Raw genomic sequence first — 25,450 nt, 5'->3', positions numbered from 1 at the left:
TTTATTTGGGGTGAATTGTAAGTTTATTGATCCAGAGGCTTTAATATAAGTCTAAAGTGATTTTTAGTCGATTATGTCTCGTTCTAAAGCTTTACAATATTACGTTTTTAGTCGTTTACTGTTAGCCCCCTTAATGTTGTGGACAATTACCACCGTGGTTTTTTTGCTGTTACGCGCCACGCCGGGTGATCCGGTGGATGCGATTCTTGGCCCCAGGGCGCCAGAAGCCGCAAAGGAGGCTTTGCGATCGCAATTGGGGTTAAAAGGTTCCATATTGCAACAATATTTTGAGTATATGGGAAAACTCCTACATCTGGATTTAGGCACATCCCTCACCAGTCGCGGGGAAACGGTTTGGCAAATTATTCAAAATCACTTTCCCGCAACGGTTGAACTGGCTTTATTTAGCATGATGGTGGCTTTGGCGGTGGGAATTACCGTTGGGGCCGTAGCCGCGTCCCATCCTGATACGGTTTGGGATACGGGAGGGCGTTTATTTGGAATCATTACCTATGCGGTTCCTCCCTTCTGGGCCGGGATGCTGTTTCAGTTAATATTTGCGGTGCAGTTGGGTTGGTTTCCCCTGGGAACACGATTTCCGGTGACAATTCCTACTCCTGAAGGTTGGAGTGGTTTGTATACCTTGGATAGTTTATTTACGGGAAACTTAATGCAGTTGGGAGTCGCACTTTATTACCTCTGTTTACCTTCTTTAACTTTAGGTTTATTGTTAAGTGGTATTTTTGAACGCATTGTGCGGGTTAACCTCAAACAAACTTTAAAAGCCGATTATGTAGAAGCGGCTAGGGCCAGAGGAATTCCCGAATTAAGAATTGTTTTAGCCCATGCTTTAAAAAATGCCATGATTCCAGTAATTACGGTTTTAGGTTTAACTTTTGCAGCGTTATTAGGGGGGGCAATTTTAACGGAAGTTACCTTTTCTTGGCCGGGATTAGCTAATCGTTTATATGAAGCCATTAGTTTCCGAGATTATCCAACGGTGCAGGGAATTGTTGTCTTTTTCGCGGCTATTGTTGTTGCTGCTAGTATTCTAATTGATGTTCTGAATGCCTGTATTGATCCGAGAATTAGATATTAGGAAAGTTGGGGTAATGACGGAATAGAATTTTGATTTAATTCGATGGTATCTAGGGGCAATTGCAACTGGAATCCATCGACTTTTTCAATTCGATTTCTCGCAATTTCACAGTATTCTGGACTAATATCAATTCCGATAAAATTTCTCCCCATTTGTTGAGCAACTTTGCAAGTTGTCCCACTTCCACACATCGGGTCAAGAATCAAATCCCCAGCATTTGACCAAGAATAAATATGATCCCTCGCTAATTCACAGGGAAAGGGTGCAGGGTGATTTTTAGCTTCTTGATCTTCGAGATTTTTTCCCACTACATATTCCCAAATATTCCCTTTAATTTTTTGATTCTTTACAGGTTTTGCCATTTTTGAACGTTTTTGATCATCCTTTGAATAATTTTTATAGGTTGTGCCATTTAGTTCTAATCCGGCGTGTAAACAGTCTACCATTAGGGCGTTATGGGTAGCAACTTGACCTTTACTGAAAACAAACATATATTCAAATTCATTACTATATCTGCGTCGATAAATTTGTGGAATAGGATTTCTTTTTCTAAAGATCATGGTATCATGAAGATTAAAACCAATTTCTTTAAAAAATATCGCCTGTTTAAAGCTGGTTCCAGTTTCACTTCCCTCAATAGTGGCGTCAGCAACCACCCAAACCATAACCCCCCCTGGTTTAATCACACGGTATAATTCTCTAGCAATATCTTCAAAGGGAAATACAAAACCCTTATATTTTCTGAGGTTATCATAAGGAGGAGAAGTTAACACCATATCAATACAGTCATTCTCGAAGTTTTTCATCACTTCGATACAATCTCCTTGGACTATTTTATTAATAAATTCAGTAATAGTCATTGAGCTTAAATTTTTGATCATTATCCTAATATAACCCAAACCGTATGGGCGAGTTTAAGACCATCTTTATTAATTAGCATAAATCTTGATCAACCCGTCCCTTGTTAAGACAGAAATGCTATTCCAAAATTTACCCTAACAACGCACAGGTTTGATAAAATTGGGGATGAGCGATCGCGATAATGATCATGATGGAAAGTCAACCTAGGGAAATTCAACGTTATGTTACACCAGAAGGTAAAGTTCCGTTTGCAGAATGGTTAGACTCCCTGCGGGATCGAAAAGCTAGATTGAAAATTCAAACTAAGTTAAGGCGAATTCATTTAGGAAATTGGGGAGATTATCGTTCATTAGGTGAGGGCGTTTATGAATTTAAAATCAATTATGGCCCTGGTTATCGGATCTATTTTGGACAGGTTGGGTTAACCCTAATACTCCTTTTATGTGGTGGAGATAAAAGCACTCAACAACAAGATATTGAAAAAGCCAAAGAATACTGGAGAAACTACCATGCAAGACGTTAAAACTCCCATTAGTGATAGCTGGAAAGATGCTTTTATAGAATCTCTCAAAGATCCTCAAGAAGCAGCAGTTTATTTAGAAGTTGTTTTAGAAGAAGAAAATCCTGAACCAAAACTACTACTCGCCACAATTGAAGATATCATGAGAGCTTTTTCTAGTCAGCATCTTTTATCCGAAGAACTGATTAAAAAGCAAGAAAAAATTTATGACTGCTTAACAGTAAGCGGTTGTACAGAAATTTATACTTTTGTTGAATTACTTAATATTTTAGGGTTTAAAATCTCAATTCAGGTGAAAGAACCAGAAATAGAAGGATATAAAGAATAACTTATATTGAAAAAGTCCCAGTCTGGGCGGGTTTAGAAACATCAATTGTGAGTTATAAAGCTCTGGGTGAACCCGCCCCTAAAACTCATTTTATATTAATCCTAATTTTTTTAAAGCTAGGGTCGCGGCTTGCTTTTCTGCATCTCTTTTCTTTGTAGCTTTTCCTTGAGCATAAACCTTACCCTTGACTTTAACTGCTACAGTAAAGACTTTATTATGATCATCTCCAGATTCTTGAATCACAATATATTCAGGATTTTGTTGATGATTAGTTATCGCCCAATGTTGAAAAGTATTTTTAGCATCACTCAATACCTGAGAACAGTTAGGCTCTATTTTTATGGTTTCTAATTGTTCTAACATCGGTTTTAACCATTCCCAAACCGCATCAATACCAGAATCTTTATAATAAGCTCCAATGACCGCTTCCAAGGTATTACTTAATAAAGTTGGATTTGTCCGACCTCCGGTTAATTCTTCTCCCTTCCCTAATTTTATCCATTTTCCTAAATTAAAATCCTGAGCTAATATTGCTAACGCTTCATTACTGACAATTTTTTCTCGTTTCTGGGTCAATTGTCCTTCCTGTTCACCAAAATATTTTTCATAAACATAATCTCCCGCTAAAAATTGTAACACAGAATCCCCTAAAAATTCCAGTTGTTCGTTATCTCCTTGTGTTTTATTTGGATTTTCAAACATATAACTGCGATGGGTTAATGCTCGTAACAATAATCTCGAATCTTGAAACGGAATGATATCTAAAAGTTCTTTTAATTGCTCTCTAATTTGCTCATCTGCTTGAGACATTTGAGCTTGAGAAAAATTAGATTGCTTTTGAAAAACTCGTTGTAAAACAATTTGTTTATGATCATAAACGACCTTTTCCTGTTCAGCACCAATTTTTACAAGTAACCGATGAATACTATCTAAATCTCGAAAAGCGTCTTCTGCTAAAAAGCGATTATTGTGCGCCCATTTGTTTCGGACTTCAATCAGTTCGCTAACTAAACCTCTTTCGGAAGATAAGTATTTTTTAAAAACCTGATCAAATTGTTTATTGATGATAGTTAATAATACATGAACGTCTTGAAAAATTTCTTCATCGCTCCGATTAAAATTCTTATTTTTTAATAAGTATTGTTTAGCATTATCAAACCATTTATCTTTGTAAACTCCCCTCATTTTTTCCTCGACATAAGGAGATAATGCTTGACTTAATAATGTCAAAGATTGACCTATTCTATCATGGTTGCTGAGTTGCATCTTAAGTTCATCCTTTTACTAAAATAGCTCAAAACAAAAAGCCACACCTATTAGTATTGGAAAAAATCTTCATACCATAGGGTGAGTAACTTAGACCTTAACTACAACTCGACAATATTCGATTTCTGAAAAACTGATATTTTTTTGCTATCCCAAAATTTCATACAATGGGGGATGAGCGATCGCTATAACAATCGAATACTGGAGAAACTACTAGGGTTTAATTAGCTATTCAGGTTTAAATCATCCTAAACCAGTTAAATAGGAGAAGTTAAGTCAATTCATAAAAATTTTTTGAATTCGTTGTGCTTCTCTTAATCCTGATAAATAGGCTCCATGAACGGTTGCTGGGTATTGACGAGAGGTGGCTTCTCCAGCGAAAAATAGCATATTATTAACTGGAGAGGCTAAACTATCTCGTTCTTTTGCCGTTGTTCCCGGTGGAATATAGGAATAGGAACCCAATGTATAGGGGTCAGAACTCCAACGAGTGACTAATATTTCTTGGGGGTTGGGAATAGAATTGCCATACATTTCTCGCAAAACTGCCATGATTTTATCGGTTAATTGTTGTTGAGTCATGGTTTCTAAACTGCTGGCAAAACTCCCTCCGGTTAAAGCCATTAACATCGGAGATGAGTTATAATAATTAAAATTCAGAAATACTGTAAAGTTGGGGCTACTTTTAGGTAAATATCCTAGAAATTCATAACTTTTTTCCCAAAAAACTTTAGGGAATTTTACTACAACTTTATTTAAAACTCCCATGTTTAATTTCTGAATTGCCGTTTTTTTGTCCTGGGGTAATTCTGGGATAAAGTTAACTTTATTGGCTTTTAATACGCCTAATGGTACGGTGATTAATACCGCACTTCCTGAAAAATCACCTTGAGGAGTTTTTACGGTAACTTGTTGATTATTATATTGAATTTCAGTAACGGGATGTTGAAGTTTAATCTCTAGTCCTTGGGCTAAGTTTTGAATAATTTGCTCATAACCATTAGGAAAAAGATAATCCTCTCCGTCAAAAGCTTCATCTTCATCCAATTCCCAAATTGAAAGTTTTTCTAAGTCTGCTCCTGTCTCAATTAAAATTTCTGAAGTTAATAACCAATTGACTAATTTAGCTTGACGAGGTGATAAGTTATCGGGTTTAAAAAAGCGGTTAACAGCTTGATAAACTGAGACATCTTGTTCTTGATTTTCACTCCAAGATTTAGCCTGTGCTATAATTTTTTCATATAGGGATTCAGCTTTTTCCAATTCAGAATCTTGAATTTTATTTTGATTATTCGTATATAAATCTACATGATAATAATTGGTTTGTTTAATAGCAATATTAAAGTCATGGGCTAGTTTTCCAATCGGATTATTTTGAATTCCATGAATCCATGACGCGCCTAAATCGACGGGAAAACCTAATGTTTTATCTGTATAAATTCTACCCCCAATGCGATCGCGAGCTTCTAAAATAGTAACTTGAAATCCTTGAGATTTTAAGGTCTTCGCCGCTGCAATTCCCGCAATTCCCGCACCAATAATAATAATATTTTCTGAAATAGCCTGAGAATTATTTTGACAACTTGACCAAAGGGGAAAAGAAGCCGCAACTAAAGCACTCAATTGTATGAAATTGCGACGAGATTTGTTGAAATTCGGTAAAGACTGCATAAATTCTAACCTAATTATATTCCGTTGTTGCGCTTTAGCGCATCCCCATAGGAATTGGCACCAAAGTGCAACAACGAAGTTTATGGGTTTTATTGATATTAACGAGCGCCAAAAGCCCGAGATCCCTTATATCCTGAAACCTCTGATAACTTTTCTAAACTCTGAATTCCTGTATACATTTTACCCTTAATTTCCCAGGTGGGATAACCTTCAATATTCTTGGCTTTACACAAATCAAGTTGAGGATTTTTACCTTCTTTGTCACACTCAATATAAGGCATTTTATCTACTGCTTGTTGACCAAATAATTGCTTTTGATCATGACAGTGACCACACCAAAAAGCCCCATACATTTTTGCCCCAGACTGGGTTAAATATTCAGCCAGTTCAATATTCGCCGGGTCGGATATTGTGGTAATGTTAAACTGACTTTCTTCAGCGCGAGGGCTATTAATTGGAGCATATACCGCTAAGGTTCCAATTAATGTGATCATTGCTACTACTACCGCAATAAAAAATAGTTTACCTCGATCTTCCCAATCTTTACCTAATAAAGCTAAAACGAATAAACTGATAGAACAAATGGCAGAAGCAGTACAATAAATACACAAGGCTTTAATGACAAATGCCATTATATACATCAGATAAAAGCTGAAAATCATCATGGCAGATGCTTGAGCAAACATCAATATCCATGTCCAATCTTCTGTTTTTGTTCTTAAACTTTTTTGGGTTTCAGGATTAATTAACCAAGGAGAAACTGCCATCCCAGCCATAATAATATAAGCCACTAATCCAAACAAAGGTAGGGGTAAACCAAAAACAATGGCATAGGGACTTTCCAGAACTTGATCACAACCTGTTGTCGGACAAGCCGCACTTCCTCCTGTCAGTTTAACAAAGGTTAAATAGGCGGCAATTACTGCACCAAAAGCAGCTACACTAGCAATGATAAATCTCGACTTTTGATGAATCCAAGGAGTTGAACGTCGGCGAATCATAGCAATATTTTTGTAGGTTATACTGGAAAAAATTTTATATCCTTTTAGGGATTTTAAACCATGAGAATTTTGTTGGTGGAAAATGAACCAGATTTAGGGGAAGCCATTAAACGAATATTAACCCAAAAAGCCTATATTGTAGATTGGGTTCAGGATGGTATAGAAGCTTGGGATTATTTGGAAAATCAATGGACACAGTACACTTTGGTTATTTTTGATTGGTTATTACCAGGCTTATCGAGAATTGAACTCTGCCAAAAGCTACGACACCAAGGCAGTTTGATTCCTATTCTAATTTTAACAGCAAAAGATACCGAAGCCGATAAAATTATGGGGTTAGATGCTGGAGTGGATGATTAAATAGGTTGTAATATTTTATCGTAGGGGTTTGATCTCCAAACCCAGGCGCAAAGAGGGTTTAGAGACAAAACCCCCTACAGATTTTTATCACAAATCATTTAGGATTGCTATACAATTTTTCTGCCCTATTCTCAAGGTAAAAGAACAAACTAATCTATTCTTAATTTAATGAAGATTTGCTATTTTTTATAAAGTTTTATCAACTTAACTAGACTCTCCACTTGCAGGATACTTTATCATATATCTATCAGCAAAACTGGTTAATTCACCAGGAGGACTGAACCATGAAGATTAATTTATCTAAAACTCTAGTTACAGGCGCTGTAATTGCTACAGGGATTGCTTTTATTTCCCTGAATTATTCCCCGCCTTTATTTGCACAGTCTAACTCAAACTCTCCACAACTTACTCCTAAAATGTTGCATGATAGCCTTCAACGAATGAGGAGGGAGCAGAGCATTAATCAGATATGGCAAAATTATCGTATGATGCGTCAAGATTTGGAGATAAATGCTCTGTTAAGACAAAGACAATATTCTGGATTGATATATGATCCGAGTCGCGTAAAAACCTTTCAAGGAACAGTAACAGAAATACAACCCGGAAATCAAGAAAATCCAACATCTCAAGATGTTCATTTATTGATGAAAACGAATAAAGAAACCCTAGAAGTTCATGTTGCACCCCTATGGTATTTAGAGGAACACGACTTTCAAATTCAACTTAATGACAGCTTAGAAGTGACGGGAATGCGAGTCAAAAGGAGACGACAATCCATTTTAATTGTTGGAGAGATTAAAAAAGGAAATCAAACCTTGCAATTACGCGATGAAGATGGTTATCCTCGATGGACAAGATTGTTACAACAAACCCCTGTTAATTAATCGTTAATAGGTTAATATTAAGTAAATCCGGTTTTCTTGATTTTGTCTCCCAAGGATAGCCGGGTTTTATTTGCGGTTATCCTAAAAAACGATTAAACTATAAATTAATCATCAACACTATTGAAGGATATTGAAACCATGCAAATTCCATTAACGAAGCACTTAACAGAGTTTATTCATGATAAAGTTAATAGCGGTCGCTATGCTTCTGTGAGTGATGTCATTGGGGAAGCGTTAATGTTATTAGATCAACGCGATCGCATTCGAGAAGCCGAGTTAGCCGAATTAAAAGCTAAAATTCAAGAGGGAATTGCAGCTTCAGAACGAGGTGAGGTATTTGATGGGGAAGAAGTTTTTGCTGAATTAGAAGCCGATTTGCAACGGATGGAAGCTGAACTTCAAGCAGAGGAAGTAATGTCATGAGCCGATATTTAATTACACTTCCAGCCAAGCAAGACTTAAGAGAAATCAATAACTACCTCACCCGTTTTAGTCCCGTAGCAGTTAGACAAATTAATGACAAAATCAAACAACAATTTAAACGTTTAGCGGATTTTCCTAACATGGGGCAAAGTTGCCATCAACTATCTGAAGGTCTGCGACGATTTCCTATTGAAGACTATTTAATATTTTATCGCCCGATTTCAAATGGTGTAGAAATTGTTCGGGTGGTCAGTGGTTATCGCAATATAGAAGCTGTTTTTTCCGATCAAGAATCATCTGAATAAGAATAACTAAATCAACAACTATAACATTAATTAATATGGCTAAGATGATATTATTTTCCCCTCCAAAGATATTAAGTATATTATGCTTCTTGATCCTCTCCCCCACTCCCACGATCGCCCAAGAACAACAACCCCAACCTCCAGACCTCAACCCGACGTTAAAAATCGGTGTGGTACAACACTTTGGGGATAAACCCAGCGATCAATTGATTCTCAAAGCCCAACCGGGAGATTACTTAACCCTGCAATTTCAGACGCCCCAAGGGAACAAACAACTCCAGACTGAGAGTGTGCTCCTGAAAATGGGATTTGAACCCCTCCCGGAACCGGAAGTCGAAGAAAGAGTGGTTTTAAGTACCCACCGCAGCTATGAAAATGCTGAAGAAGACGCTCAAAAATGGCGATCGCTCGGTTTAGAAGTGGAACTGGCCCAACCCGATCGCTGGCAAGTTTGGGCCAAACGCAGCGTTTACAATACCCCCCTATTGCGGCGGTGGTTAATTGATAGTTTACAGGCCCAAGGCCATAAACTGCCGCGCCTGGAAACCCAAGTTCTCACCCAAAAACGTACCCCCTATTGGACGGCGGCCGGATATCGCTACAACCGCAATGAATTGAAGATCACGGCCTCCGAGAATGTGATTCAAGTTAGTCAAAAACCCAATGATCCCGAACCTTTGGTTTATGGGGGAAGTTTGCGACTGCAACCCGATGCCTACGGGACTTATACCCTCGTTAATAATGTGCCATTAGAGACCTATTTGCGGGGCGTCGTGCCACATGAAATTGGTGCTTGGCCCCCGGCAGCCTCCATCGAAGCCCAGGCGGTTCTAGCGCGAACCTACGCCTTGCGAAACCTGCAACGGTTTGAAGCGGACAATTATCATCTTTGTGCTAATACTGACTGTCAAGTTTATCGAGGACTAACGGAAGTTTATTCGACTACAGATCAAGCTATTGAGGTGACTAAAGGTTTAGCTTTAACCCATAATAATAACTTGACGGAGGCGGTGTATTTTTCCAGCAGTGGGGGAGTCACGGCAAATTATAATGATATTTGGAATGGAGAACCCCGGCCCTATTTACAAGGAGTAATTGACGCTCCGAATAAAATTTGGGATTTATCTCAACAAAATTTAGCTTCTGAACCTAATTTTAGAAAGTTTATCAATCTGAAAACCGGATTTAATGAAACCGGAGAACTTGATTTTCGTTGGCGAGGAGAAGCTACCTTAGAAGCGATTGCAGAACAATTGCGATCCTACTTAAATCGGCGCAATTTGCCTCAAGCTAATTTTAAGAAAGTTCAAAAGGTTGAGATTGTAAAGAGATCGCCAACTGGCCGAGTATTGAAAATGATAGTAACGACAGATCAAGGGATGTTAGAAATTGCTAAAGATGAAATTCAAAGTGCATTTTTACCCCCGATTAGCACTTTATTTTATATTGATCCCGTTTACAATCCCAATAAAACCCTTAAAGGTTATGTTTTTGTTGGAGGTGGTTTCGGACATGGAGTAGGAATGAGTCAGACAGGATCTTATCATCTGGCTAAATTGGGATGGTCAAGCGAACAAATTTTAAACTTTTACTTCCCAGGAACCCAACTCCAACCTTTAAATCCATCAATGCTGTCTGGGAATTAAGTAGTTACACAAAATAAATTACCTAGTTGAGAGAGGGAACACCGGAACAGCCCCCCCAAACCCCCCGTGCACGGGGGGCTTGGGGGGGAGGGAACAGGGTGGAGGATGTGTAATTAATTTTGTTTAGGTACTTAACAAAAATTCAGAGTTCAACATTGGGAGATAGGGTTGAACTTTGAATTTTTGATATCATTTCTTGATGAAGCTATTCAACAGTCAACCATTCGGAAAAGTGCTGGCTAAATTGAGGCAAAGATAATAAATGAATAGCTGAAGATTCCGAAGCTAAATCCCGTTCTTTTTGAAGATTATAACCCCAATTTGCTAAGAATAATTGCACCTTGTTTAAATCCAGTTGTTGTTGCACCGATAATAACGTTTGTAAGCGATCTTCAATAAACCAAATATTCGGAGTCGGTTTAATACTTGCTAATAATTCCCGTAAAATTTCATATTTAGGGCGTTTATAGCCTTTGCCAAAAAGTTGATTCTCTGGAATAGTAACTCCTTGTTCTTGGAGGAGCGATCGCACAAATCTTTCCTCTTTCGTGGTAATAATATAAACAGGAAAACCATCTTCAATTAAAGGTTTAATTCGTTCAATCACACCTGGATAAAACCGATGTAATCCCAACCACCCAGATAAATCCGTATCAATCCATTCATCCCGAACCCTATCCAAATGGGGGCCAATTATTTCCGCCTGTAATTGTTCTTCCGTTACGATATTGTGAGCAATTCCCGACCAATTGTGTAAAATTTCACTTTCAGAAATTCCCAAAACCAAAGCCCGAATTAAAACAGGCATTTCCCAACCAATTTCAATCACCGGGCGAGTTCGATAAAATAAAGGAGCCAATGCTTCCGGCGAAACGCTGGTCGGAACCGACCAAAGTTGACAATAGGTTCGCCATGCGGTTTGAAAATATTCCAGAAGTCCGTCACAAAGAACCCCATCAAAATCTAGCGCCAGTAAAGTTGGTTTATCGTTTATCATAAAACTTTAATTTGAAATTGACAATTTAGGAATTAACTCAACCTAATATTAAATTAACACCGTTTTTTGCCTCTAAAATTTGTAATTGAGGGTCTACTATGGTACAAGCCTTACAACTCCAAACTGAATTTCTGGCTAACCCTCAAACCCCATCCCATGAGCTTAATGCCGACTTAATTAGGGTAGCTAAACAGATATATCATGCCTATGTAGAAGTCCACGCCCAACGAATGCGGCGGCCGTTGGGAGTTGCCATCAATCCTAGCAATTATCGTAGTTGCCTATTATTTTCCGGTCAACCGATTTTGCTCCCTGGGGAATATTTTATCCCTTTTGAACAGATTGAAGCCGATTTGTTTTAACAGCCCAAGTCAGAAATCGAGATCAAGCATGAATATTATACTGAGTTTACCTGCCTGTTTAATTGTGTTTGCCCTGGGAGCATCAATAGGCAGTTTTCTCAACGTCGTGATTTATCGAATTCCGGCGGGTTTATCCATACTACACCCCCCCTCTCGCTGTCCCCACTGTTTAACCCAGTTGAGTCCCTCAGAAAATATTCCCGTCTTTGGTTGGCTGTGGCTACAGGGACGTTGTAAACATTGCCATGCACCAATTTCCAGCCGCTATCCCATCGTAGAAACGACTACAGGACTATTATTTTTAGTCATATTTTTCAGCTTTCCCACCCTCCCCCAGATATTAGGTTATTGGGTATTATTCAGTTGGTTAATTGCCCTATCCCTAATTGACTTAGATACCTATACCCTCCCCAATGTTCTCACCCAGTCGGGGTTAGTCTTGGGTTTAGGATTTCAACTCAGCCAGTCCCCATCCCCCAGTTACGGGTTAATGATGGGGATAATTGGGGCGGTGCTGGGATTATGGTTATTTGACATCATATCCTTTGTGGGAACTCTGGTCATGGGACAAACGGCCATGGGAGCCGGAGATAGTAAACTCGCGGCGATGATGGGGGCTTGGCTAGGGTGGAAATATTTACTCGTAGGCGGATTTATAGCTTGCTTATTCGGGGCTGTGGTGGGAGGAGGAGCGATCGCAATCGGTTTAATCAGTCGCCGTCAACCCATCCCCTTCGGCCCCTTTCTAGCCCTGGGTGCAGCTATTACTGCCCTCTGGGGGCATCAAATCCTCTCCACCTATCTAGGCTTATTTTTTCCCCTTGTCAATTGAAATACCATGTCTTGGATTACCGGAAATTTTGGGTTTAAAGCCCCGTCGTTCCACGACGGCTTTTTATTCTAACTTGATGTATGATAAAACAAGCTGTAATCAACAAAAGTATGAAAGCCAGGTATCGCTATAGATGCTATCCAACACCTTCCCAAAAATTGGCATTAGCCAAATTATTTGGTTGTGTGCGGGTAGTATGGAACGATGCACTGGCTTTTTGTATTTCCGAGTACAAAGGAGGTAAAAAGAAGCCCAAAAATGCTGAACTTCAGAAACAATTCATCACCCAAGCTAAAAAGCTAGAAGAAAGAGAATGGTTGTCAGAAGTTTCAGTAATTCCCTTGCAACAATCCTTAAACAACCTAGAACAAGCCTATCAAAATTTCTTTAATTCCTGTAAAGGAACTAGGAAAGGTCAACGGGTTAAACCTCCAAAATTCAAGAAACGAAAATCACAACAGTCTGCTAGATTTACAAAAACCGGATTTTCCTTCAAAGGAGAGAAAGTTTATCTCGCTAAAATAGGTAAGATTGATGTAATTTGGTCAAGACAACTACCCTCTGAACCCAGTTCTGTCACGATTGTCAAAGACAGTGCTGACCGATACTTCCTGAGTTTTGTAGTAGAAATTCAATCCGAAATCTTGCCACAATCTGAAAACTCAGTTGGCATTGATTTGGGAATAACAACCTTTGCCACATTAAGTAATGGGCAAAAAATAAAAGCTCCTAAGCCGATAAAACAGCGAATTAAGGAGCTTCGTAAATTTTCTAAATCGAGATGTTTTTGATTTGTTGAAATAGATGGAATCCCCGTCCGTTTACGGCGGGGCGGATGTCAACATTCATACAACGGCTCTGCGATGGGAGGCCGAATTTATGCAGCAAGTCTTAGAAGCCCAGGATATTCCCACCCGGGTAATTGACTTAGGAGTCAGTTCTTCCCTGGGGATGGGCAGTCCGGTAGGGCTACAAGTCCCCTTAGCTCATCGCTGGGAGGCGTTGCTCCTATTAAGCCCCATTGATGAAGAATTAGAATCTGTAGATTAAACGTTAAGACTTGCTATATATCGTTCTATTATGGTGTAGATTTTGAATTTAACTAATGGGGCTAACGGGAATCCCCCAATTTCCCAAGGCCTCACAGTCTTAAAATTAGAAATAGCAAAAGTCAAAACAATTTTTAATGTCTCTATTTGATTGGTTCGCAAATCGGCGTAAATTATTACCCAACACTCCCGAACCGCAGGAACGAGAAATTGCTGATGGGCTATGGGTTAAGTGCGAAAAGTGCAATGCTTTAACTTATGCCAAAGACCTACAAGCCAATAATAAGGTTTGTTTGGAATGCGGTCATCATTTCATGGTCAATAGCGACGAGCGAATTGGGCAATTGATTGATCCTAATACCTGGATGGCTTTAGATGCCGAAATGTATGCGGTTGATCCCCTGAAATTTCGCGATCGCAAATCCTATAGTGATCGACTCCGAGAAACCCGGGAAAAAACCGGATTATCCGATGCGGTACAAACCGGAATCGGCTTACTCGAAGGTGAACCCGTGGCCCTAGGAGTCATGGACTTCCGGTTTATGGGCGGTAGCATGGGTTCAGTGGTCGGGGAAAAACTCACCCGCCTGATTGAACATGGCACTAATGAAGGCTATCCCGTGGTGATTATTTGTGCCTCTGGAGGCGCGAGGATGCAGGAGGGAATGTTAAGTCTGATGCAGATGGCGAAAATCTCCGCCGCCTTGCATCGCCACCGCAAATCCCGACTGCTGTATATTCCCGTCCTCACCCATCCCACCACCGGAGGGGTGACGGCCAGTTTTGCCATGTTAGGGGATATGATTTTAGCCGAGCCAAAAGCGACTATTGGTTTTGCTGGAAGACGGGTAATTGAACAAACCCTGAGAGAGAAGTTACCCGATGATTTCCAAACCTCAGAATACCTATTGAATTATGGGTTTGTGGATGCCATTGTTCCCCGTACCCAACTCAAAAAAACCCTAGCCCAATTGATTCGCCTCCATCGTCTTCCCCAAACCTCCGGGCCCTTATCCCATACTGCTGAAGTTATCCCCCTAACTTCGGGTGATACACCCATAGATTTATCTCAGGGTGTCTCAGCGTCTAAGTCAGTCTAGCGGGAACTGTTGATCGATGTTTAGTGGCGATCGCGATCAAATTGTTGGTTTTCACAAAATACCAAAGGTTCCTATAATTTTTGATCAAGACCTATTGTTTAAACAGACTTATGGGTTTTGCCGACCTGTCCATCACAGAAATAGCAGAGGACTACAATCTCCCCGTTGAGACTGTACTCCAACTGTGTGACCAATTGGGAATTGCCTATCAACATTCTCAAACCCGTTTAGCCCTGGAGGATGCTAAGGCTTTGATGTCTAAAATTACAGCCCAACGTCAGTCCCCAGAGTCCCAATAGTTCAATCCACCTTAACCCTCTGTGAAATTATATTTCGCAGAGGGTTAAGGTGGTAAATAACAATAGACGATTGACAAATGCCGATCAGCTAATCACCGGGATCGGGGACATTCAATAACCTGAACCCAAACTTAACTAACTTCTGCTCGCGGATCAAGCCAAGACTGGATTTAGCTTTTAATCACTAACTTAGTCATAAGGAGAACCATGCTAAAAAGATACTTTTGGCTGGCAATAGCCACTGTATTTTTCACCTTTCAACTGTTTGTCACTAATGCCAATGCATTAGACCTGACCAAAGAACTTCGGACTTTACCCCTAAATGACCAGGGCCAAACCGTTGTTCTGAGTGAAAAAGAACTGAAAAAGGGCAAAAAATTATTTAATAAGGCTTGCGCCTCCTGTCACGCTTTAGGGATGACCAAAACCAACCCTGATATTAACCTCAGTCCTCCAACCTTGGCAGGAGCATCCCCCTCCCGCGATAATATTGTCGCCCTGATCGACTTTATCAAAAATCCCACAACCTATGATGGGTTAGAAGAAATTTCCGAAACCCACCCCAGCACCAAGAGTTCAGATATTTTCGTCGCCATGCGAAATCTGACGGAAGATGATTTATATAATCTGGCTGGATATCTATTATTAGAACCCAAAGTTCGTCCTGAACAATGGGGTGGTGGTAAATACCTGCGCTAACATCAGTTAACAATTGACAATTTTAGACTTTAGGTTTTGAGTTGGGGATGATTTTAATGTTTTAGCTATTTCTACTAAAGGTGGGGAAACTCAAACAAAATTATCTTTAATTTAACTTACACCGCCGGGAAGTCCCCCGCTCTACCTGTACCCAGGTGAGCGGTGGGGTGAAAGGCGGGTCAACGTAGGTACGGAGTTGACCCCATCTTTTTTATTATGTAGTAAGATATTCAGACTAGGAGGTGCAAATCGAGTGCTACACAAAGCTGTACAAGTCCGTCTGTATCCAACTACATTGCAAGAAGCACATCTCGCCCAATTACCTATTACCTATTACCTATTACCTATTACCTATTACCTATTACCTATTACCTATTACCTATTACCTATTACCTATTCCCTACTATATAAAACATTTGGGTAGTCTCTTGTTAGTTTGATTACCAACAATAAACCACCCAAAATTAATTATTAATTCAAGAATTAAAGTGACTGGACTTTAATTATTTTTTCAGAACAATTTCACCGGTCATACCCGCGCCACGGTGAGGTTCACAATAGTAGGAATAAACACCAGCAGGCATATCGTCGGTGAAGGCAACTTCAAAGGACTCACCCAGTTTTTGAAGTAATGCTTTATGGGAAAGTTTCACCGCCACAGCCGCATCAGGAGATTTGGACTTATCAAAAACTGCATTATGGGGAGGGAGTTTGTTATTTACAAATTTAACAACATCACCCGGTTTGACTTCTACTTTACTCGGATCAAATTTTAACATCCCCGAATCAGCACCCATTTTAACAGTAAAGGTTTCTGCGGAGGCTTGACCCACACCAAAAACAAAGGTGCTAATCATTAAAAAGGCCACAGACAAAACTAGGGCGACCCGCTTGGACACTGAAACCATCTGATTCATAACTTGCCTCTAAAAAATGTGATCTTCTAAGCGTTGAAAAACATCCTACCATAAACTATGACAACCTGTCGTATTAAAAAACAGCCCTGGCAATCGGGCAAAAAATCTGTCACCAAAAAACGAGCGAGAAGCCCCTGGCTTTAGACATGGGGAGGAAAGTGGCTGCGGTTTCAACCGCCTTCAATATTTCCTGATCTAACTGATTGAAAAGTTGAGTTAGAGTTAGAATAGATCGTAAGTAAAACAACCATCTGCGTGTTGAAACACTCTAGTATCGGAGAAATCCCGGCACAGTGAGCCACCACACTCCTTGAGGAGTAGTAAGCCTGTATAACTGACAAGTAATGGCAGAGTGTGAAGCGTACCTATCTGGCGTTGTGATGGTCTATGAAAACAAACACAATTTAAAAGTAAGCGCAATTGCAATATCTTTTATAAGGGTAGTTGTTTTGAGCGTGTAGAGGTGATTTGATAGCGCCTTTGAGAGTTTTCGGATTCATTCAAGAATCCCCGTGGCTTCAGCCCTGGGGAGTATCAAAATCGTTAACAATTACTGTTATCGTCCAGGGCCCAAATCTTAAGCATGGCAAAAAAGCAAAAATTCCCCTATCTTTTAGGTTCTAAATGGACATCTCATCAAAAAACCTGGGGCTGGAGGCATTTCCAAGTCGCAAACCGCAAAAATCAAGGCAAATGGGTATTTGCTGAAATGGTGGCATCCTGTGACCCCCAGGTGAGATTTTGGTTAAATGCCCAACAACTTCAAGACCGGGCTTTATGGCAACCCGGATGGCAGTCTACCCAGGAATTAGAAGACCTTGAATCACTTTAAATCTACAAATTCCCCCCAACTTCAGGCGACCCTTGAGCTTGTGCAACAAGCCACTCAAAACCTGCAAAACCTATTACAAAACCCGGTTTCTCAAGACCATCACCGTGAGGTTATCAACGAGATTGAAACTCAATTAAATCAGGCTTTAATCACCTTAAAAACAACGATTAATCCGCCAAATTTGGATCATATTCCTCTCGATATTTTAAAACAAATAGAAACCTTAGAAATTTCCTTAGAAAGTATTGATATTCAGAGGGCTTTATCTAACCATCATTTGAGTCAAATTATCGGGATTATTACCGAAATCAATAATAAGTCTGAACAAATTAGAAACAGAAAAGACTATTTTTTAGCCCGTCTTCCCCAAATTCCGGTGGAGAAACTAGGCCCTAGGGTTCCTATTGTGACGGCGGCGGATTTTTTACCGGATTATGAGCCATTATCCCCAGAGCAACGAGAAGAATTAAAGGTCAAATACAATATTAACAAATTAATTCAAAAACGCCAACAATCTCGTTCTTCTTTATTTGAAAGAATTAAACAAGCTGAAAAAATGATTATGCCTCAAGTACAACCTTTAGACAATAATCAAGATTTGGAAGATGATTTGCCTTTTTGAAAATTCAGGTTATAATAGAGTTATATCCTTATTTATAAAAAAGTTAAAATGTCTAAATCCGAAGCTAAAAATCTCTCCAATTCCGAGCCATCTCCTAAGTCTGGAGAGGGTTTAGAAATTGTTAGTATTGGTGTCGATGAACAGCAAGCAAAAACTTCTAATTCAGAAGGTTTATCCCAAGATAAACTCAATCAAGTTGCCCAAAATATTAATGCCAATTTAGAAAATAATCAAGATCCAAATTGGCAAGTAGAAAATAGTTGGGATGAAACGAGAATCCAGGTTAATTTAGATTAGAAAAACTGGTAAATTTAACTCAAATTCAAAATTTCAAAATCCGATTGTCCGTAGGTCATATTCCGGTCAATAGCTGAAAGAATCTTATGATTAGCTACCTCTGAACATAAACAATCACAGAGCAATTGAGCCACATCAGCCCGATGAATTGTTCCCGCTACCCGATAATTTTCTGTTAATACGCCGTTTCCGGTGGCGGGTTCAGATTTCAGTCCCCCCGGACGAATAATCGTGTAATTCAGTCCACTATTAATTAAATGCTGTTCTGCTTTTTCCTTTTCTACCAAAACCGATTTTAAGGTTTCAAACGCTTGGGGAGGTAAAGCCACCACACTTTTGCCACTCCCAATCGAAGATACCAGAATAAACTTCCCGACGCCCGCTTTCACCGCCGCGTCAATTAAATGTTGATTCCCTAAATAGTCCGCCCGCTCTCCATCCTTGGGTAAACCGCCAATGGTACTAATCACCGCCGAAATTGTTTCTGGGCCTAATATCGCCTGTTCAACGGCGGTTATATCCAAGGCATTCCCCATCACCACCCGCACCCCCAAGGCTTCTAATTCGGGGCGAGTATCCGGTGTTCTTAATAGGGCTTTGACGTTTATCTGTTGGTTGCGGAGGGATTTGACCACTTCTCGTCCCACACCGCGACTTGCACCCGCAACAAAAATATAAGATTCTGTGTTCATTAATGTTAAGGTTTCAATAATTACTACTTTCTATGTATTACTGTACTAGATGCTTGTGTGAATCGAAAACTTTGTTGACACTCTCACCGTTTAACACTGGTGAATTTTAAATATCCCCTTTTATAATTAACCTTTCTAAAATTAAGTCCCTATTAACAGTCCTAGCCGTGTCCTTAGAAAAATTATTCCAAATTAGCACCTCGGCGCCGCCGCCAATTCATTGCACCAACCCCGCCTGTCCCCAACCGCGTAACTCCTTGGGACATCAAATTTGTCAGACTTGCCAAACTCCCCTAACCTATAGATATTTATGGGCTACTGGTTCAGGGGCGGGACAAATTCAACCCTGTCAGTTAGTGGGAAATCGCTATTATGTCACCTTCCCCCAAGTTTGGTTAGATACTAAACCCGGTGCCCCACCGATTTTGCCCGATATTCTCTCCGAGTCGATATTATCCTATTTATATCTTTCCCCCCATCATTTGCATATTCCTGGGGTGTTTGGGGTCTATCCATTGGGTATTTCTCCAGAAGCGACGGAAACCCTACTATTGGATAATATTCCCGTCGATAGTCGGGGTCAACTATTCCCGACCTTGGTGGAAGTCTGGCCGAAAACCTCCGCCGTGCGTCAGGTCTATTGGTTATGGCAAATACTACAACTGTGGACACCTTTAACCGAACAGGGAGCGGCCTATAGTTTATTTGTCAAGGAGAACCTGCGGGTAGACGGTTGGCGGGTGCGGTTGCGAGAACTGCATCAGGGCGCATTACAACCTACCCAACGAGATTTAGCCGAATCTTGGGTTGCTTTAATAGAAACAGCCCATCCGACTATACAGTATCGTTTACAGACCATTCATCAATTGATGCGTCGTCAGGAGGACTGCTTAAAAGAGGTGGCGAGTCAACTGAATCAATTATTAATGGAACAGGCGGCCCAACTCCCCTTACATTTAGCGGTAACGGGACTAACGGATGTGGGGGTCAGACGTTCGGAGAACGAGGATAGTTATTATCCGGGTCTGCACGATGTCCGAAATTTTCATCTTTATCCAAATGATAAATTAATTCCCCATTTAAGTATTGTTTGTGATGGGGTGGGGGGTCATGATGGCGGTGAGGTGGCGAGTCAATTGGCGGTACAGTCTTTAAAGCCTTTGATTTATAGTTTTATGGCGGAAATTTCCCAGCAGGAGGAGTTAGCCCCACCGGAATTAATTATGGAACAACTGCAAGAAATTACCCGAGTTGTTAATAATGTTATTGCTGCCCAAAATAATGAACAAGGGCGAGAATTTAGACAACGGATGGGAACAACTTTAGTCATGGCTTTACAGTTACCTCAAAAGGTAAAAACCCCCGAAGGTATTGAGTTAACCAATTGCCATGAATTATATTTGGTGAATGTGGGGGATAGTCGCGCCTATTGGATTACTCAAAATTCCTGCCAACAATTAACCGTCGATGATGATGTGGCAAATCGGGAGGTTTGTCATGGTCGGAGTTTATATTGGGATGCTGTTCAAAGGTCGGGTTCGGGAGCTTTAACCCAAGCATTAGGAACCCGGGAAGCGGAATTTTTACGGCCAACGGTACAGCGATTTATTATTGAGGAAGATGGATTATTATTATTATGTTCCGACGGATTAAGTGATAATCAACGGGTGGAACAATGTTGGCAAAATTTTTCGGCTTCGGTGTTAAATGGAGAACAATCTTTAGAGTCGGCGGTGCAGGGATGGATTGACATTGCTAATGATAAGAATGGTCATGATAATATCTCGGTTGTGATGATTTATTGTGGGGTATCTCCGCAAAAATTAGTATTAGTAGAAACTACACCTCTAGCCACAAAAACTGAATCTTTGGAGTCTGAACCAACGGCAGCATCTAAGGTTTTATTATATGATGAATCGATTCCTGAGCAAGAGGTTCAGCCCCCCTCTAAGTCAATGTCTAAGTGGAAAGAGGTATTTTTTATTTTGAGTTTATTTGCGATATTTATTGCTGGGGGTTTTGCAATATGGTGGCAAGTTCGTCAAACTCAAATCAAATCTATTCCTTCGGGTCAACCAACTCAGACGCGCTGATAGGGTTCAATTTCCGATAACCTATAGCTGTTTAAAATAGAAGGGGAAATTTTGGGTATAAACAGTTTATCTATTAGGGATTGAAATACCCTATAATCCTCATAGGGGATTGAAACGGTAAATTCTGATCTTGAGTTAGCAGTTTTTAAGTGATAGAGTAAAATTTGTAATTGCTTTTCTGAATGTATGAAAAAAGTTTTCTCATTACTTCTATCAAGTTGTCTAATTTCCTCTGTTATCGGGGGTTCCCTTTGTTTAGCTCAAAATAGCCGAATAAAAGATGGGATACCGTCTAACAATGATGGCTTTATCACACTAAACCTGCAAAGGGTAACTATCAAAAAAGGACAGACTCAGGAATTGTCGGGACATCAAAGCAGTAACTCGATTCAACCCGTCTTTATTCACTTAAATGAAGGAGATACTGTTTCCCTCACTCCTGTTTTCATTCAAGTTCCAGTCCGAGGCGTGAATGATCCTATTGTTTATTTCACGTTGCGAGATGATCAAAGTAGAGTAGTAAAAAACATTTTTGGCTATTTGGGGACAACTTCATTGAATTATTCTGCCTCTAAAACAGGAAACTACATTCTTGAGATGGCATCCCCCTCAGAATTTAAGTATCTGTATAGAGTTGAGATCAATTAAGTGCAATCGCACCCCCCACGTCACAATACCTTATAATCCCTATCAGGGATTGAAACCAATTAGGGTTAGGGGCAGCGGGGTAACGGGTCAACCGGAAATATTTAGACTTATCCTTGAGGTAGCACGGTATGTATCACGGAGCGATTAAACGAGCTTTAATTTTGGGATTGTCGCTGCTTTTGGGTTGCAGTACGGCTCCGGTGACGATAAAAGGAAATATTACCAATGATAACGATTTAATCCCTTCTATAGACTGGGAAACAAGGGACTTCCTAAAAGTTTGGTTTTGTCCCAAAAAAGTTGATTTAGCTAAACGATCTGATTCTAAATACACATGGATTGCCCTCAGTAAGTCAGAGGAAATTGCTGATAAAGAATGCTTAAAAGCTGTAACAGTTAAAAATTCAAGTTACACGCTAGAAAATATTCCACCAGGACGCTATACTGTTAATGGGATTATTTATGTAAGAAATTATTTTACATGGGGACTAGATAGCTATTGGTGGATGTTTGACGTTCGGGTTTCCAAAGATCAACAAATAGACCTGTCTGTTGAAAAGGCTTTTTTAATTGAACAATTTAAACAATATTAGAGGATTAATAAAATGACTGTGATTGGATCTGTTGAATTTGAAGCCTCGTTAAGTCTTAAAAAGTTTAGTTGAAATACCTTATAATCCCTATCAGGGATTGAAACGTTTCCAGGTTTAGGAAACAGCCAGAAGTATTACCCCTGTTCCGGTGTTCCCTTCTTAAGCAATATTCGGCGGAATTTTACGGGATTTTGACTGACGCCGTTGTTGATAGTCCTGTAAATAAACCTGAATTAACTCTTGGATTTCACTGCGTTTAATTTCCGTAGCGGACTGAAAATTATTCGGCGTTTCAAAAAAGCATAAACTATCCGGCATTTCTAAAACAACCATTTGAAATAAAATATGAGTCACGGGTAAAGGAATCGCCAAAACCTGAGAATCTGCATCAGGATTAGTATAACTTAAAGCATCTTCTACGGTAGAAAAAGCATAAATTACTCTCTTTTTTATCTGCGGTTGATCTACATTGATAAACGGTTGAATCACCCAACTTTGGTCTAAAGTTTGCAAAATATAATATTCGGGATGTTCTAATTGTTCTGCTAATAATTTTAAGGCCGGAGCGATCGCTTCCACAATTTGAGGAGTTGTTCCATCTTGAGGCGCATGATCAATTAAAGATTGAATTTGTAGGTCTAAATTCATAGGATTAAAAAAAATAAGTATCAAAAATACTAACAGACTGTTAACTGCTGACTGCTGACTGTTAACTGCTGACTGTTAACTGCTGACTGTTAACTGATGACTGATGACTGATGACTGATTCAAACGATCCGGAAATCCAAGCCAATTCACAGAATCACTGTGTTAGGGTCATTGTAGTAATTAGACATCATGGGGGAAATCTGCTGGGGCGAAACAATTTTCCAAAAGCTATTGAGAGAACTGAGTCTATCCACCCGTGCATCTGAACAAAATTGTCGGGATGTAGCCGAACGAATTAACGAAGAAGCCGCCCGCATTTGTACAGAAAGCAAACGGATTCAAGATTCCGGGGACGTAGAAACCTGGGCCATGACACTAGCACAACATCGTTTACAGCAATGTACTCAATATTATCAGCTAGGGTCAAAACAAGGGTCTTTAGAATTACATAGTACCTTGAGCGCGATTGTATATCGATATATTACTCCTCCTCAAGTCCAATCCAGTTATCAAGCTCGATTGGAATTAATCAGGGATTTTTTACAAGCCTTTTATTTAGAAACCCTCAATGCCTTTCGCAAAGAAGCAAAGTTAGCGGCAACTTACCGTCCTCGAACCTTGTTAGAACTAGCGGAATATATGGCATTTACGGAACGCTACGGTAAACGGCGAATTCCTTTAGCCCGAGGTCGGAGTCAACAATTGATTATTTTAAGAGCGCAAACCTTCTCTCAACAACAGCCTAAAGAAAGTTTTGTCGATTTAGAATTAGCCGCCCAGGGCGGAGGGAGTGAATCAGATACTAACAATCATGATTCCTTCCTCGGACAAGTTCGGGCTGCTATGGTCATCGAGTCCAACGAATCAGAGTCCGACTCTTTGCGTCAAACCGTCGTAGAGGAACTAATTGCTTATTTAGAAGAAAACAAACAACCCGATTGTGCCGACTATTTTGCCTTGCGGTTACAGGATTTACCGACCCGTGAAATAGAGGAAATTCTCGGATTAACACCTCGTCAGCGTGATTATTTGCAGCAACGATTTAAGTACCATCTACTGCGATTTGCTTTAGGACACCGTTGGGAATTAGTTCACCAATGGTTAGAAGCAGATTTAGAACGGGATTTAGGGTTATTACCCCATCAATGGCAAGAATTCCTAAATCAAATCGGGGCGAATGAACAGCGTTTATTAAGTTTAAAACAGGAGGGATTATCCGAGGTAGAAATTGCTAAGGTTTTAAATTGTAAAACCACTCAAATTCAAAAACGTTGGTTTAAGTTGTTAGAATTGGCTTGGGAAATCAGGAATCATTCGGTATCCGGAGCAGGGGCATCTAGTGATGAATAACGAAACAAACCAAGACGAGCAAGCGTTTGAACGCCGATTCTTTGACGGGTTGTTACAAAAAGACTTGTATGGGCGGGATACTCCCGTCCCTACCTCTGATTCGGCTGAGGAGGAATTAAACCCCCATACACAGCTTGATCAGAGTTCTGAGGTGGAAAACCTAGAGTGGGATGAATTAGATCCCCTCGATTTTGAGGAGCAGCTTTTCCGCCCGGAAAGTCAATATTCAGCTATAGGAGAGATAGAAATTGTGAAAAACCGATTTGAGACCGTTTTAAGAGAAAAACTTAAAGCCAGAATTGAGATGAACCCACCCCTGTTTCCGTGGGAACCGATCGGCACTGACTTGCTGAATGAGTATCCTGACGTATTTAGAGAAGAACAGGTTCCCGCTACTCATTTATGGATGGCTCATCGACAACAATTGAGATGGTCGATGCCCCTACCCGATCAGGTTTTTGCTCAGTTATTGGCTCCATTGTTTACTCTACTACAATCTGGCCTACGAGAAGGAGCAAAATTAGTTCAGGCGGTGGAAACTTTATTTCCCAACGAGTCCCAACCCTTGAATGAATTAGCAGGTTTAGTGATTCGAGGTTCTTTACGGGGATCTTTAGATTTAAGGGAGTCCCAACCCTGTTATGAAACAGCGACTCCTGAACAACAAATGGTGTTATTATTATTAGCTGCTCAAGAACTTCTGAATACTTTAACCCTCAATTGTCGTTTGAATCAATCGACGGTTCATCAGGAATGGTTAACAACTTTAGGGCTATTTACCGTTGATGTTGACTATGTTGAAACTGAGTCTGGTACAAGTTTGAAAATCCGGGGTGAATTTCCCGATGGCGGACGCTTACAACTATTAGGAAATGACAGATCAGTAACCGCAAAACGCAATTCCCCCGGATGTTTAACCCTGGAATTGACTAACCCTGAACCGAACCAGATTTATCGACTTCATGTTTTATTAGATAGTGAGGAGCAAAATCCCCTCTGTTTTGCAATCATAGGGAATAGGGAATAGGGAATAGGGAATTACGAATTACGAATTAC

31 protein-coding genes and 1 pseudogene are annotated in these 25,450 nt (G+C 40.0%); 24 read left to right on the top strand and 8 right to left on the bottom strand.

Features of this window, described 5'->3' with window-relative positions; translation table 11 throughout:
* The first annotated feature begins 73 nt into the window (after window positions 1-73).
* Complete coding sequence (locus AC559H_RS08105; RefSeq protein ID WP_026794252.1) at window positions 74-1,099, top strand: ABC transporter permease; 1,026 nt, start codon at window positions 74-76, stop codon at window positions 1,097-1,099.
* Here the strand turns inward: AC559H_RS08105 and AC559H_RS08100 are convergent.
* On the bottom strand, window positions 1,096-1,959 hold the full coding sequence (locus AC559H_RS08100) for a DNA-methyltransferase (RefSeq protein WP_051319479.1): 864 nt from the start codon (window positions 1,957-1,959) through the stop codon (window positions 1,096-1,098). The genes AC559H_RS08105 and AC559H_RS08100 overlap by 4 nt on opposite strands.
* 191 nt (window positions 1,960-2,150) lie before the next feature.
* On the opposite strand from AC559H_RS08100, the gene AC559H_RS08095 reads away from it, so the two are divergent.
* Window positions 2,151-2,483, top strand: coding sequence for a type II toxin-antitoxin system RelE/ParE family toxin (locus AC559H_RS08095; RefSeq protein WP_026794251.1), 333 nt, complete (start codon window positions 2,151-2,153; stop codon window positions 2,481-2,483).
* The gene (locus AC559H_RS08090; protein WP_026794250.1) at window positions 2,470-2,808 is read left to right on the top strand and encodes a helix-turn-helix domain-containing transcriptional regulator; all 339 of its coding nucleotides are present in this window, start codon (window positions 2,470-2,472) and stop codon (window positions 2,806-2,808) included. Before AC559H_RS08095 ends, AC559H_RS08090 begins: the two co-directional genes overlap by 14 nt.
* 90 nt (window positions 2,809-2,898) lie before the next feature.
* Here the strand turns inward: AC559H_RS08090 and rnc are convergent, their stop codons facing one another.
* The 3 genes from rnc to AC559H_RS08075 form a co-directional block, all read right to left on the bottom strand.
* On the bottom strand, window positions 2,899-4,074 hold the full coding sequence (gene rnc / locus AC559H_RS08085; RefSeq protein WP_026794249.1) for a ribonuclease III: 1,176 nt from the start codon (window positions 4,072-4,074) through the stop codon (window positions 2,899-2,901).
* Between the two features lie 276 nt (window positions 4,075-4,350).
* Complete coding sequence (locus AC559H_RS08080) at window positions 4,351-5,745, bottom strand: FAD-dependent oxidoreductase (RefSeq protein ID WP_026794248.1); 1,395 nt, start codon at window positions 5,743-5,745, stop codon at window positions 4,351-4,353.
* 98 nt (window positions 5,746-5,843) lie between these two features.
* Window positions 5,844-6,746: a vitamin K epoxide reductase family protein gene (locus AC559H_RS08075; protein WP_026794247.1), complete on the bottom strand. Its 903-nt coding sequence runs from the start codon at window positions 6,744-6,746 to the stop codon at window positions 5,844-5,846.
* 60 nt (window positions 6,747-6,806) lie between these two features.
* Between AC559H_RS08075 and AC559H_RS08070 the strand changes: the two are divergent.
* From AC559H_RS08070 to AC559H_RS08050, 5 genes and pseudogenes are all read left to right on the top strand, one after another.
* Window positions 6,807-7,103: pseudogene (locus tag AC559H_RS08070) on the top strand (response regulator); the annotation flags it as partial.
* Between the two features lie 287 nt (window positions 7,104-7,390).
* Entirely contained in the window at window positions 7,391-7,990 is a 600-nt protein-coding gene (locus AC559H_RS08065) for a MamS/MamX family magnetosome protein (protein ID WP_051319478.1), read from the top strand.
* A 138-nt stretch (window positions 7,991-8,128) separates the two neighbouring features.
* Complete coding sequence (locus AC559H_RS08060; RefSeq protein WP_026794246.1) at window positions 8,129-8,413, top strand: type II toxin-antitoxin system ParD family antitoxin; 285 nt, start codon at window positions 8,129-8,131, stop codon at window positions 8,411-8,413.
* Window positions 8,410-8,718: a type II toxin-antitoxin system RelE/ParE family toxin gene (locus AC559H_RS08055; protein ID WP_026794245.1), complete on the top strand. Its 309-nt coding sequence runs from the start codon at window positions 8,410-8,412 to the stop codon at window positions 8,716-8,718. The genes AC559H_RS08060 and AC559H_RS08055 overlap by 4 nt, the downstream gene beginning before the upstream one ends.
* A 35-nt stretch (window positions 8,719-8,753) precedes the next feature.
* Window positions 8,754-10,364 carry a SpoIID/LytB domain-containing protein gene (locus AC559H_RS08050; RefSeq protein ID WP_081694759.1) on the top strand — a complete coding sequence of 537 codons (1,611 nt, stop codon included), beginning with the start codon at window positions 8,754-8,756 and terminating at the stop codon, window positions 10,362-10,364.
* Window positions 10,365-10,569: 205 nt separating this feature from the next.
* Here AC559H_RS08050 and AC559H_RS08045 read toward each other — a convergent pair whose 3' ends face one another.
* On the bottom strand, window positions 10,570-11,361 hold the full coding sequence (locus tag AC559H_RS08045) for an HAD family hydrolase (RefSeq protein WP_026794243.1): 792 nt from the start codon (window positions 11,359-11,361) through the stop codon (window positions 10,570-10,572).
* 98 nt (window positions 11,362-11,459) lie between these two features.
* On the opposite strand from AC559H_RS08045, the gene AC559H_RS08040 reads away from it, so the two are divergent.
* From AC559H_RS08040 to AC559H_RS08005, 8 genes are all read left to right on the top strand, one after another.
* Window positions 11,460-11,723 carry a hypothetical protein gene (locus AC559H_RS08040; RefSeq protein WP_026786339.1) on the top strand — a complete coding sequence of 88 codons (264 nt, stop codon included), beginning with the start codon at window positions 11,460-11,462 and terminating at the stop codon, window positions 11,721-11,723.
* 28 nt (window positions 11,724-11,751) lie between these two features.
* Window positions 11,752-12,555, top strand: coding sequence for a prepilin peptidase (locus tag AC559H_RS08035; RefSeq protein WP_026786340.1), 804 nt, complete (start codon window positions 11,752-11,754; stop codon window positions 12,553-12,555).
* Window positions 12,556-12,635: 80 nt separating this feature from the next.
* On the top strand, window positions 12,636-13,346 hold the full coding sequence (locus tag AC559H_RS08030; protein WP_051319477.1) for an RNA-guided endonuclease InsQ/TnpB family protein: 711 nt from the start codon (window positions 12,636-12,638) through the stop codon (window positions 13,344-13,346).
* Between the two features lie 13 nt (window positions 13,347-13,359).
* Complete coding sequence (locus tag AC559H_RS08025) at window positions 13,360-13,605, top strand: hypothetical protein (RefSeq protein WP_036831334.1); 246 nt, start codon at window positions 13,360-13,362, stop codon at window positions 13,603-13,605.
* A 136-nt stretch (window positions 13,606-13,741) separates the two neighbouring features.
* The gene (gene accD, locus AC559H_RS08020; RefSeq protein WP_026786342.1) at window positions 13,742-14,704 is read left to right on the top strand and encodes an acetyl-CoA carboxylase, carboxyltransferase subunit beta; all 963 of its coding nucleotides are present in this window, start codon (window positions 13,742-13,744) and stop codon (window positions 14,702-14,704) included.
* A gap of 110 nt (window positions 14,705-14,814) precedes the next feature.
* Window positions 14,815-15,003 (top strand): hypothetical protein, encoded by a 189-nt coding sequence (locus AC559H_RS08015; RefSeq protein ID WP_026786343.1) that lies wholly within the window; start codon window positions 14,815-14,817, stop codon window positions 15,001-15,003.
* 207 nt (window positions 15,004-15,210) lie between these two features.
* A complete protein-coding gene (gene psbV / locus AC559H_RS08010; protein ID WP_026786344.1) occupies window positions 15,211-15,702 on the top strand; it encodes a photosystem II cytochrome c-550 in 492 nt (163 codons plus the stop codon).
* 253 nt (window positions 15,703-15,955) lie between these two features.
* Window positions 15,956-16,126: a helix-turn-helix domain-containing protein gene (locus AC559H_RS08005; protein WP_158442069.1), complete on the top strand. Its 171-nt coding sequence runs from the start codon at window positions 15,956-15,958 to the stop codon at window positions 16,124-16,126.
* A 79-nt stretch (window positions 16,127-16,205) separates the two neighbouring features.
* Here the strand turns inward: AC559H_RS08005 and petE are convergent, their stop codons facing one another.
* On the bottom strand, window positions 16,206-16,619 hold the full coding sequence (gene petE, locus AC559H_RS08000; RefSeq protein WP_026794242.1) for a plastocyanin: 414 nt from the start codon (window positions 16,617-16,619) through the stop codon (window positions 16,206-16,208).
* 583 nt (window positions 16,620-17,202) lie between these two features.
* Between petE and AC559H_RS07995 the strand changes: the two genes are divergently transcribed.
* The 3 genes from AC559H_RS07995 to AC559H_RS07985 are packed head-to-tail and all read left to right on the top strand — an operon-like array spanning window position 17,203 to window position 18,370.
* Window positions 17,203-17,451 carry a TIGR02450 family Trp-rich protein gene (locus tag AC559H_RS07995; RefSeq protein ID WP_026786346.1) on the top strand — a complete coding sequence of 83 codons (249 nt, stop codon included), beginning with the start codon at window positions 17,203-17,205 and terminating at the stop codon, window positions 17,449-17,451.
* The gene (locus tag AC559H_RS07990; RefSeq protein WP_051319476.1) at window positions 17,438-18,073 is read left to right on the top strand and encodes a hypothetical protein; all 636 of its coding nucleotides are present in this window, start codon (window positions 17,438-17,440) and stop codon (window positions 18,071-18,073) included. Before AC559H_RS07995 ends, AC559H_RS07990 begins: the two co-directional genes overlap by 14 nt.
* Before the next feature lie 48 nt (window positions 18,074-18,121).
* On the top strand, window positions 18,122-18,370 hold the full coding sequence (locus tag AC559H_RS07985; protein ID WP_026794241.1) for a hypothetical protein: 249 nt from the start codon (window positions 18,122-18,124) through the stop codon (window positions 18,368-18,370).
* A 14-nt stretch (window positions 18,371-18,384) separates the two neighbouring features.
* On the opposite strand, the gene AC559H_RS07980 is transcribed toward AC559H_RS07985, so the two are convergent.
* Window positions 18,385-19,062, bottom strand: coding sequence for an SDR family oxidoreductase (locus AC559H_RS07980; RefSeq protein WP_026794240.1), 678 nt, complete (start codon window positions 19,060-19,062; stop codon window positions 18,385-18,387).
* Window positions 19,063-19,229: 167 nt separating this feature from the next.
* Between AC559H_RS07980 and AC559H_RS07975 the strand changes: the two genes are divergently transcribed.
* The 3 genes from AC559H_RS07975 to AC559H_RS07965 all read left to right on the top strand — a co-directional run bounded on the left by AC559H_RS07975 (window position 19,230) and on the right by AC559H_RS07965 (window position 22,396).
* Entirely contained in the window at window positions 19,230-21,155 is a 1,926-nt protein-coding gene (locus AC559H_RS07975) for a PP2C family protein-serine/threonine phosphatase (protein WP_026794239.1), read from the top strand.
* Window positions 21,156-21,341: 186 nt separating this feature from the next.
* Window positions 21,342-21,803: a hypothetical protein gene (locus AC559H_RS07970; protein ID WP_026786349.1), complete on the top strand. Its 462-nt coding sequence runs from the start codon at window positions 21,342-21,344 to the stop codon at window positions 21,801-21,803.
* Between the two features lie 128 nt (window positions 21,804-21,931).
* Complete coding sequence (locus AC559H_RS07965; RefSeq protein ID WP_026786350.1) at window positions 21,932-22,396, top strand: hypothetical protein; 465 nt, start codon at window positions 21,932-21,934, stop codon at window positions 22,394-22,396.
* A gap of 159 nt (window positions 22,397-22,555) precedes the next feature.
* On the opposite strand, the gene AC559H_RS07960 is transcribed toward AC559H_RS07965, so the two are convergent.
* On the bottom strand, window positions 22,556-23,044 hold the full coding sequence (locus AC559H_RS07960) for a hypothetical protein (RefSeq protein WP_026786351.1): 489 nt from the start codon (window positions 23,042-23,044) through the stop codon (window positions 22,556-22,558).
* Between the two features lie 189 nt (window positions 23,045-23,233).
* On the opposite strand from AC559H_RS07960, the gene hetZ reads away from it, so the two are divergent.
* Window positions 23,234-24,394 carry a heterocyst differentiation protein HetZ gene (hetZ, locus tag AC559H_RS07955; protein WP_026794238.1) on the top strand — a complete coding sequence of 387 codons (1,161 nt, stop codon included), beginning with the start codon at window positions 23,234-23,236 and terminating at the stop codon, window positions 24,392-24,394.
* Window positions 24,387-25,421: a hypothetical protein gene (locus AC559H_RS07950; protein WP_026794237.1), complete on the top strand. Its 1,035-nt coding sequence runs from the start codon at window positions 24,387-24,389 to the stop codon at window positions 25,419-25,421. Before hetZ ends, AC559H_RS07950 begins: the two co-directional genes overlap by 8 nt.
* Window positions 25,422-25,450 lie beyond the last annotated feature (29 nt).

Origin of the sequence: Planktothrix prolifica NIVA-CYA 540, assembly GCF_963864145.1 — a bacterium.
GTDB classification, from domain to species: Bacteria; Cyanobacteriota; Cyanobacteriia; order Cyanobacteriales; family Microcoleaceae; genus Planktothrix; species Planktothrix agardhii.
This window is presented reverse-complemented; position numbering and strand designations above follow the sequence as displayed.

Excerpts from the sequence above, each read along its gene's own strand:
- AC559H_RS07985 (WP_026794241.1), top strand. The coding sequence starts at position 18,122 with ATGTCTAAATCCGAAGCTAAAAATCTCTCCAATTCCGAGCCATCTCCT.
- AC559H_RS08105 (WP_026794252.1), top strand. The coding sequence starts at position 74 with ATGTCTCGTTCTAAAGCTTTACAATATTACGTTTTTAGTCGTTTACTG.
- AC559H_RS08080 (WP_026794248.1), bottom strand. The coding sequence starts at position 5,745 with ATGCAGTCTTTACCGAATTTCAACAAATCTCGTCGCAATTTCATACAA.
- psbV (WP_026786344.1), top strand. The coding sequence starts at position 15,211 with ATGCTAAAAAGATACTTTTGGCTGGCAATAGCCACTGTATTTTTCACC.
- AC559H_RS07950 (WP_026794237.1), top strand. The coding sequence starts at position 24,387 with ATGAATAACGAAACAAACCAAGACGAGCAAGCGTTTGAACGCCGATTC.
- AC559H_RS08100 (WP_051319479.1), bottom strand. The coding sequence starts at position 1,959 with ATGACTATTACTGAATTTATTAATAAAATAGTCCAAGGAGATTGTATC.
- AC559H_RS08025 (WP_036831334.1), top strand. The coding sequence starts at position 13,360 with ATGGAATCCCCGTCCGTTTACGGCGGGGCGGATGTCAACATTCATACA.
- AC559H_RS08035 (WP_026786340.1), top strand. The coding sequence starts at position 11,752 with ATGAATATTATACTGAGTTTACCTGCCTGTTTAATTGTGTTTGCCCTG.
- petE (WP_026794242.1), bottom strand. The coding sequence starts at position 16,619 with ATGAATCAGATGGTTTCAGTGTCCAAGCGGGTCGCCCTAGTTTTGTCT.
- AC559H_RS08065 (WP_051319478.1), top strand. The coding sequence starts at position 7,391 with ATGAAGATTAATTTATCTAAAACTCTAGTTACAGGCGCTGTAATTGCT.
- AC559H_RS07995 (WP_026786346.1), top strand. The coding sequence starts at position 17,203 with ATGGCAAAAAAGCAAAAATTCCCCTATCTTTTAGGTTCTAAATGGACA.
- rnc (WP_026794249.1), bottom strand. The coding sequence starts at position 4,074 with ATGCAACTCAGCAACCATGATAGAATAGGTCAATCTTTGACATTATTA.
- AC559H_RS07970 (WP_026786349.1), top strand. The coding sequence starts at position 21,342 with ATGAAAAAAGTTTTCTCATTACTTCTATCAAGTTGTCTAATTTCCTCT.
- AC559H_RS08015 (WP_026786343.1), top strand. The coding sequence starts at position 14,815 with ATGGGTTTTGCCGACCTGTCCATCACAGAAATAGCAGAGGACTACAAT.
- AC559H_RS07965 (WP_026786350.1), top strand. The coding sequence starts at position 21,932 with ATGTATCACGGAGCGATTAAACGAGCTTTAATTTTGGGATTGTCGCTG.
- AC559H_RS08050 (WP_081694759.1), top strand. The coding sequence starts at position 8,754 with ATGGCTAAGATGATATTATTTTCCCCTCCAAAGATATTAAGTATATTA.
- accD (WP_026786342.1), top strand. The coding sequence starts at position 13,742 with ATGTCTCTATTTGATTGGTTCGCAAATCGGCGTAAATTATTACCCAAC.
- AC559H_RS08075 (WP_026794247.1), bottom strand. The coding sequence starts at position 6,746 with ATGATTCGCCGACGTTCAACTCCTTGGATTCATCAAAAGTCGAGATTT.
- AC559H_RS08055 (WP_026794245.1), top strand. The coding sequence starts at position 8,410 with ATGAGCCGATATTTAATTACACTTCCAGCCAAGCAAGACTTAAGAGAA.
- AC559H_RS08095 (WP_026794251.1), top strand. The coding sequence starts at position 2,151 with ATGGAAAGTCAACCTAGGGAAATTCAACGTTATGTTACACCAGAAGGT.
- AC559H_RS07980 (WP_026794240.1), bottom strand. The coding sequence starts at position 19,062 with ATGAACACAGAATCTTATATTTTTGTTGCGGGTGCAAGTCGCGGTGTG.
- AC559H_RS07960 (WP_026786351.1), bottom strand. The coding sequence starts at position 23,044 with ATGAATTTAGACCTACAAATTCAATCTTTAATTGATCATGCGCCTCAA.
- AC559H_RS08060 (WP_026794246.1), top strand. The coding sequence starts at position 8,129 with ATGCAAATTCCATTAACGAAGCACTTAACAGAGTTTATTCATGATAAA.
- AC559H_RS08030 (WP_051319477.1), top strand. The coding sequence starts at position 12,636 with ATGATAAAACAAGCTGTAATCAACAAAAGTATGAAAGCCAGGTATCGC.
- hetZ (WP_026794238.1), top strand. The coding sequence starts at position 23,234 with ATGGGGGAAATCTGCTGGGGCGAAACAATTTTCCAAAAGCTATTGAGA.
- AC559H_RS08040 (WP_026786339.1), top strand. The coding sequence starts at position 11,460 with ATGGTACAAGCCTTACAACTCCAAACTGAATTTCTGGCTAACCCTCAA.
- AC559H_RS08090 (WP_026794250.1), top strand. The coding sequence starts at position 2,470 with ATGCAAGACGTTAAAACTCCCATTAGTGATAGCTGGAAAGATGCTTTT.
- AC559H_RS08045 (WP_026794243.1), bottom strand. The coding sequence starts at position 11,361 with ATGATAAACGATAAACCAACTTTACTGGCGCTAGATTTTGATGGGGTT.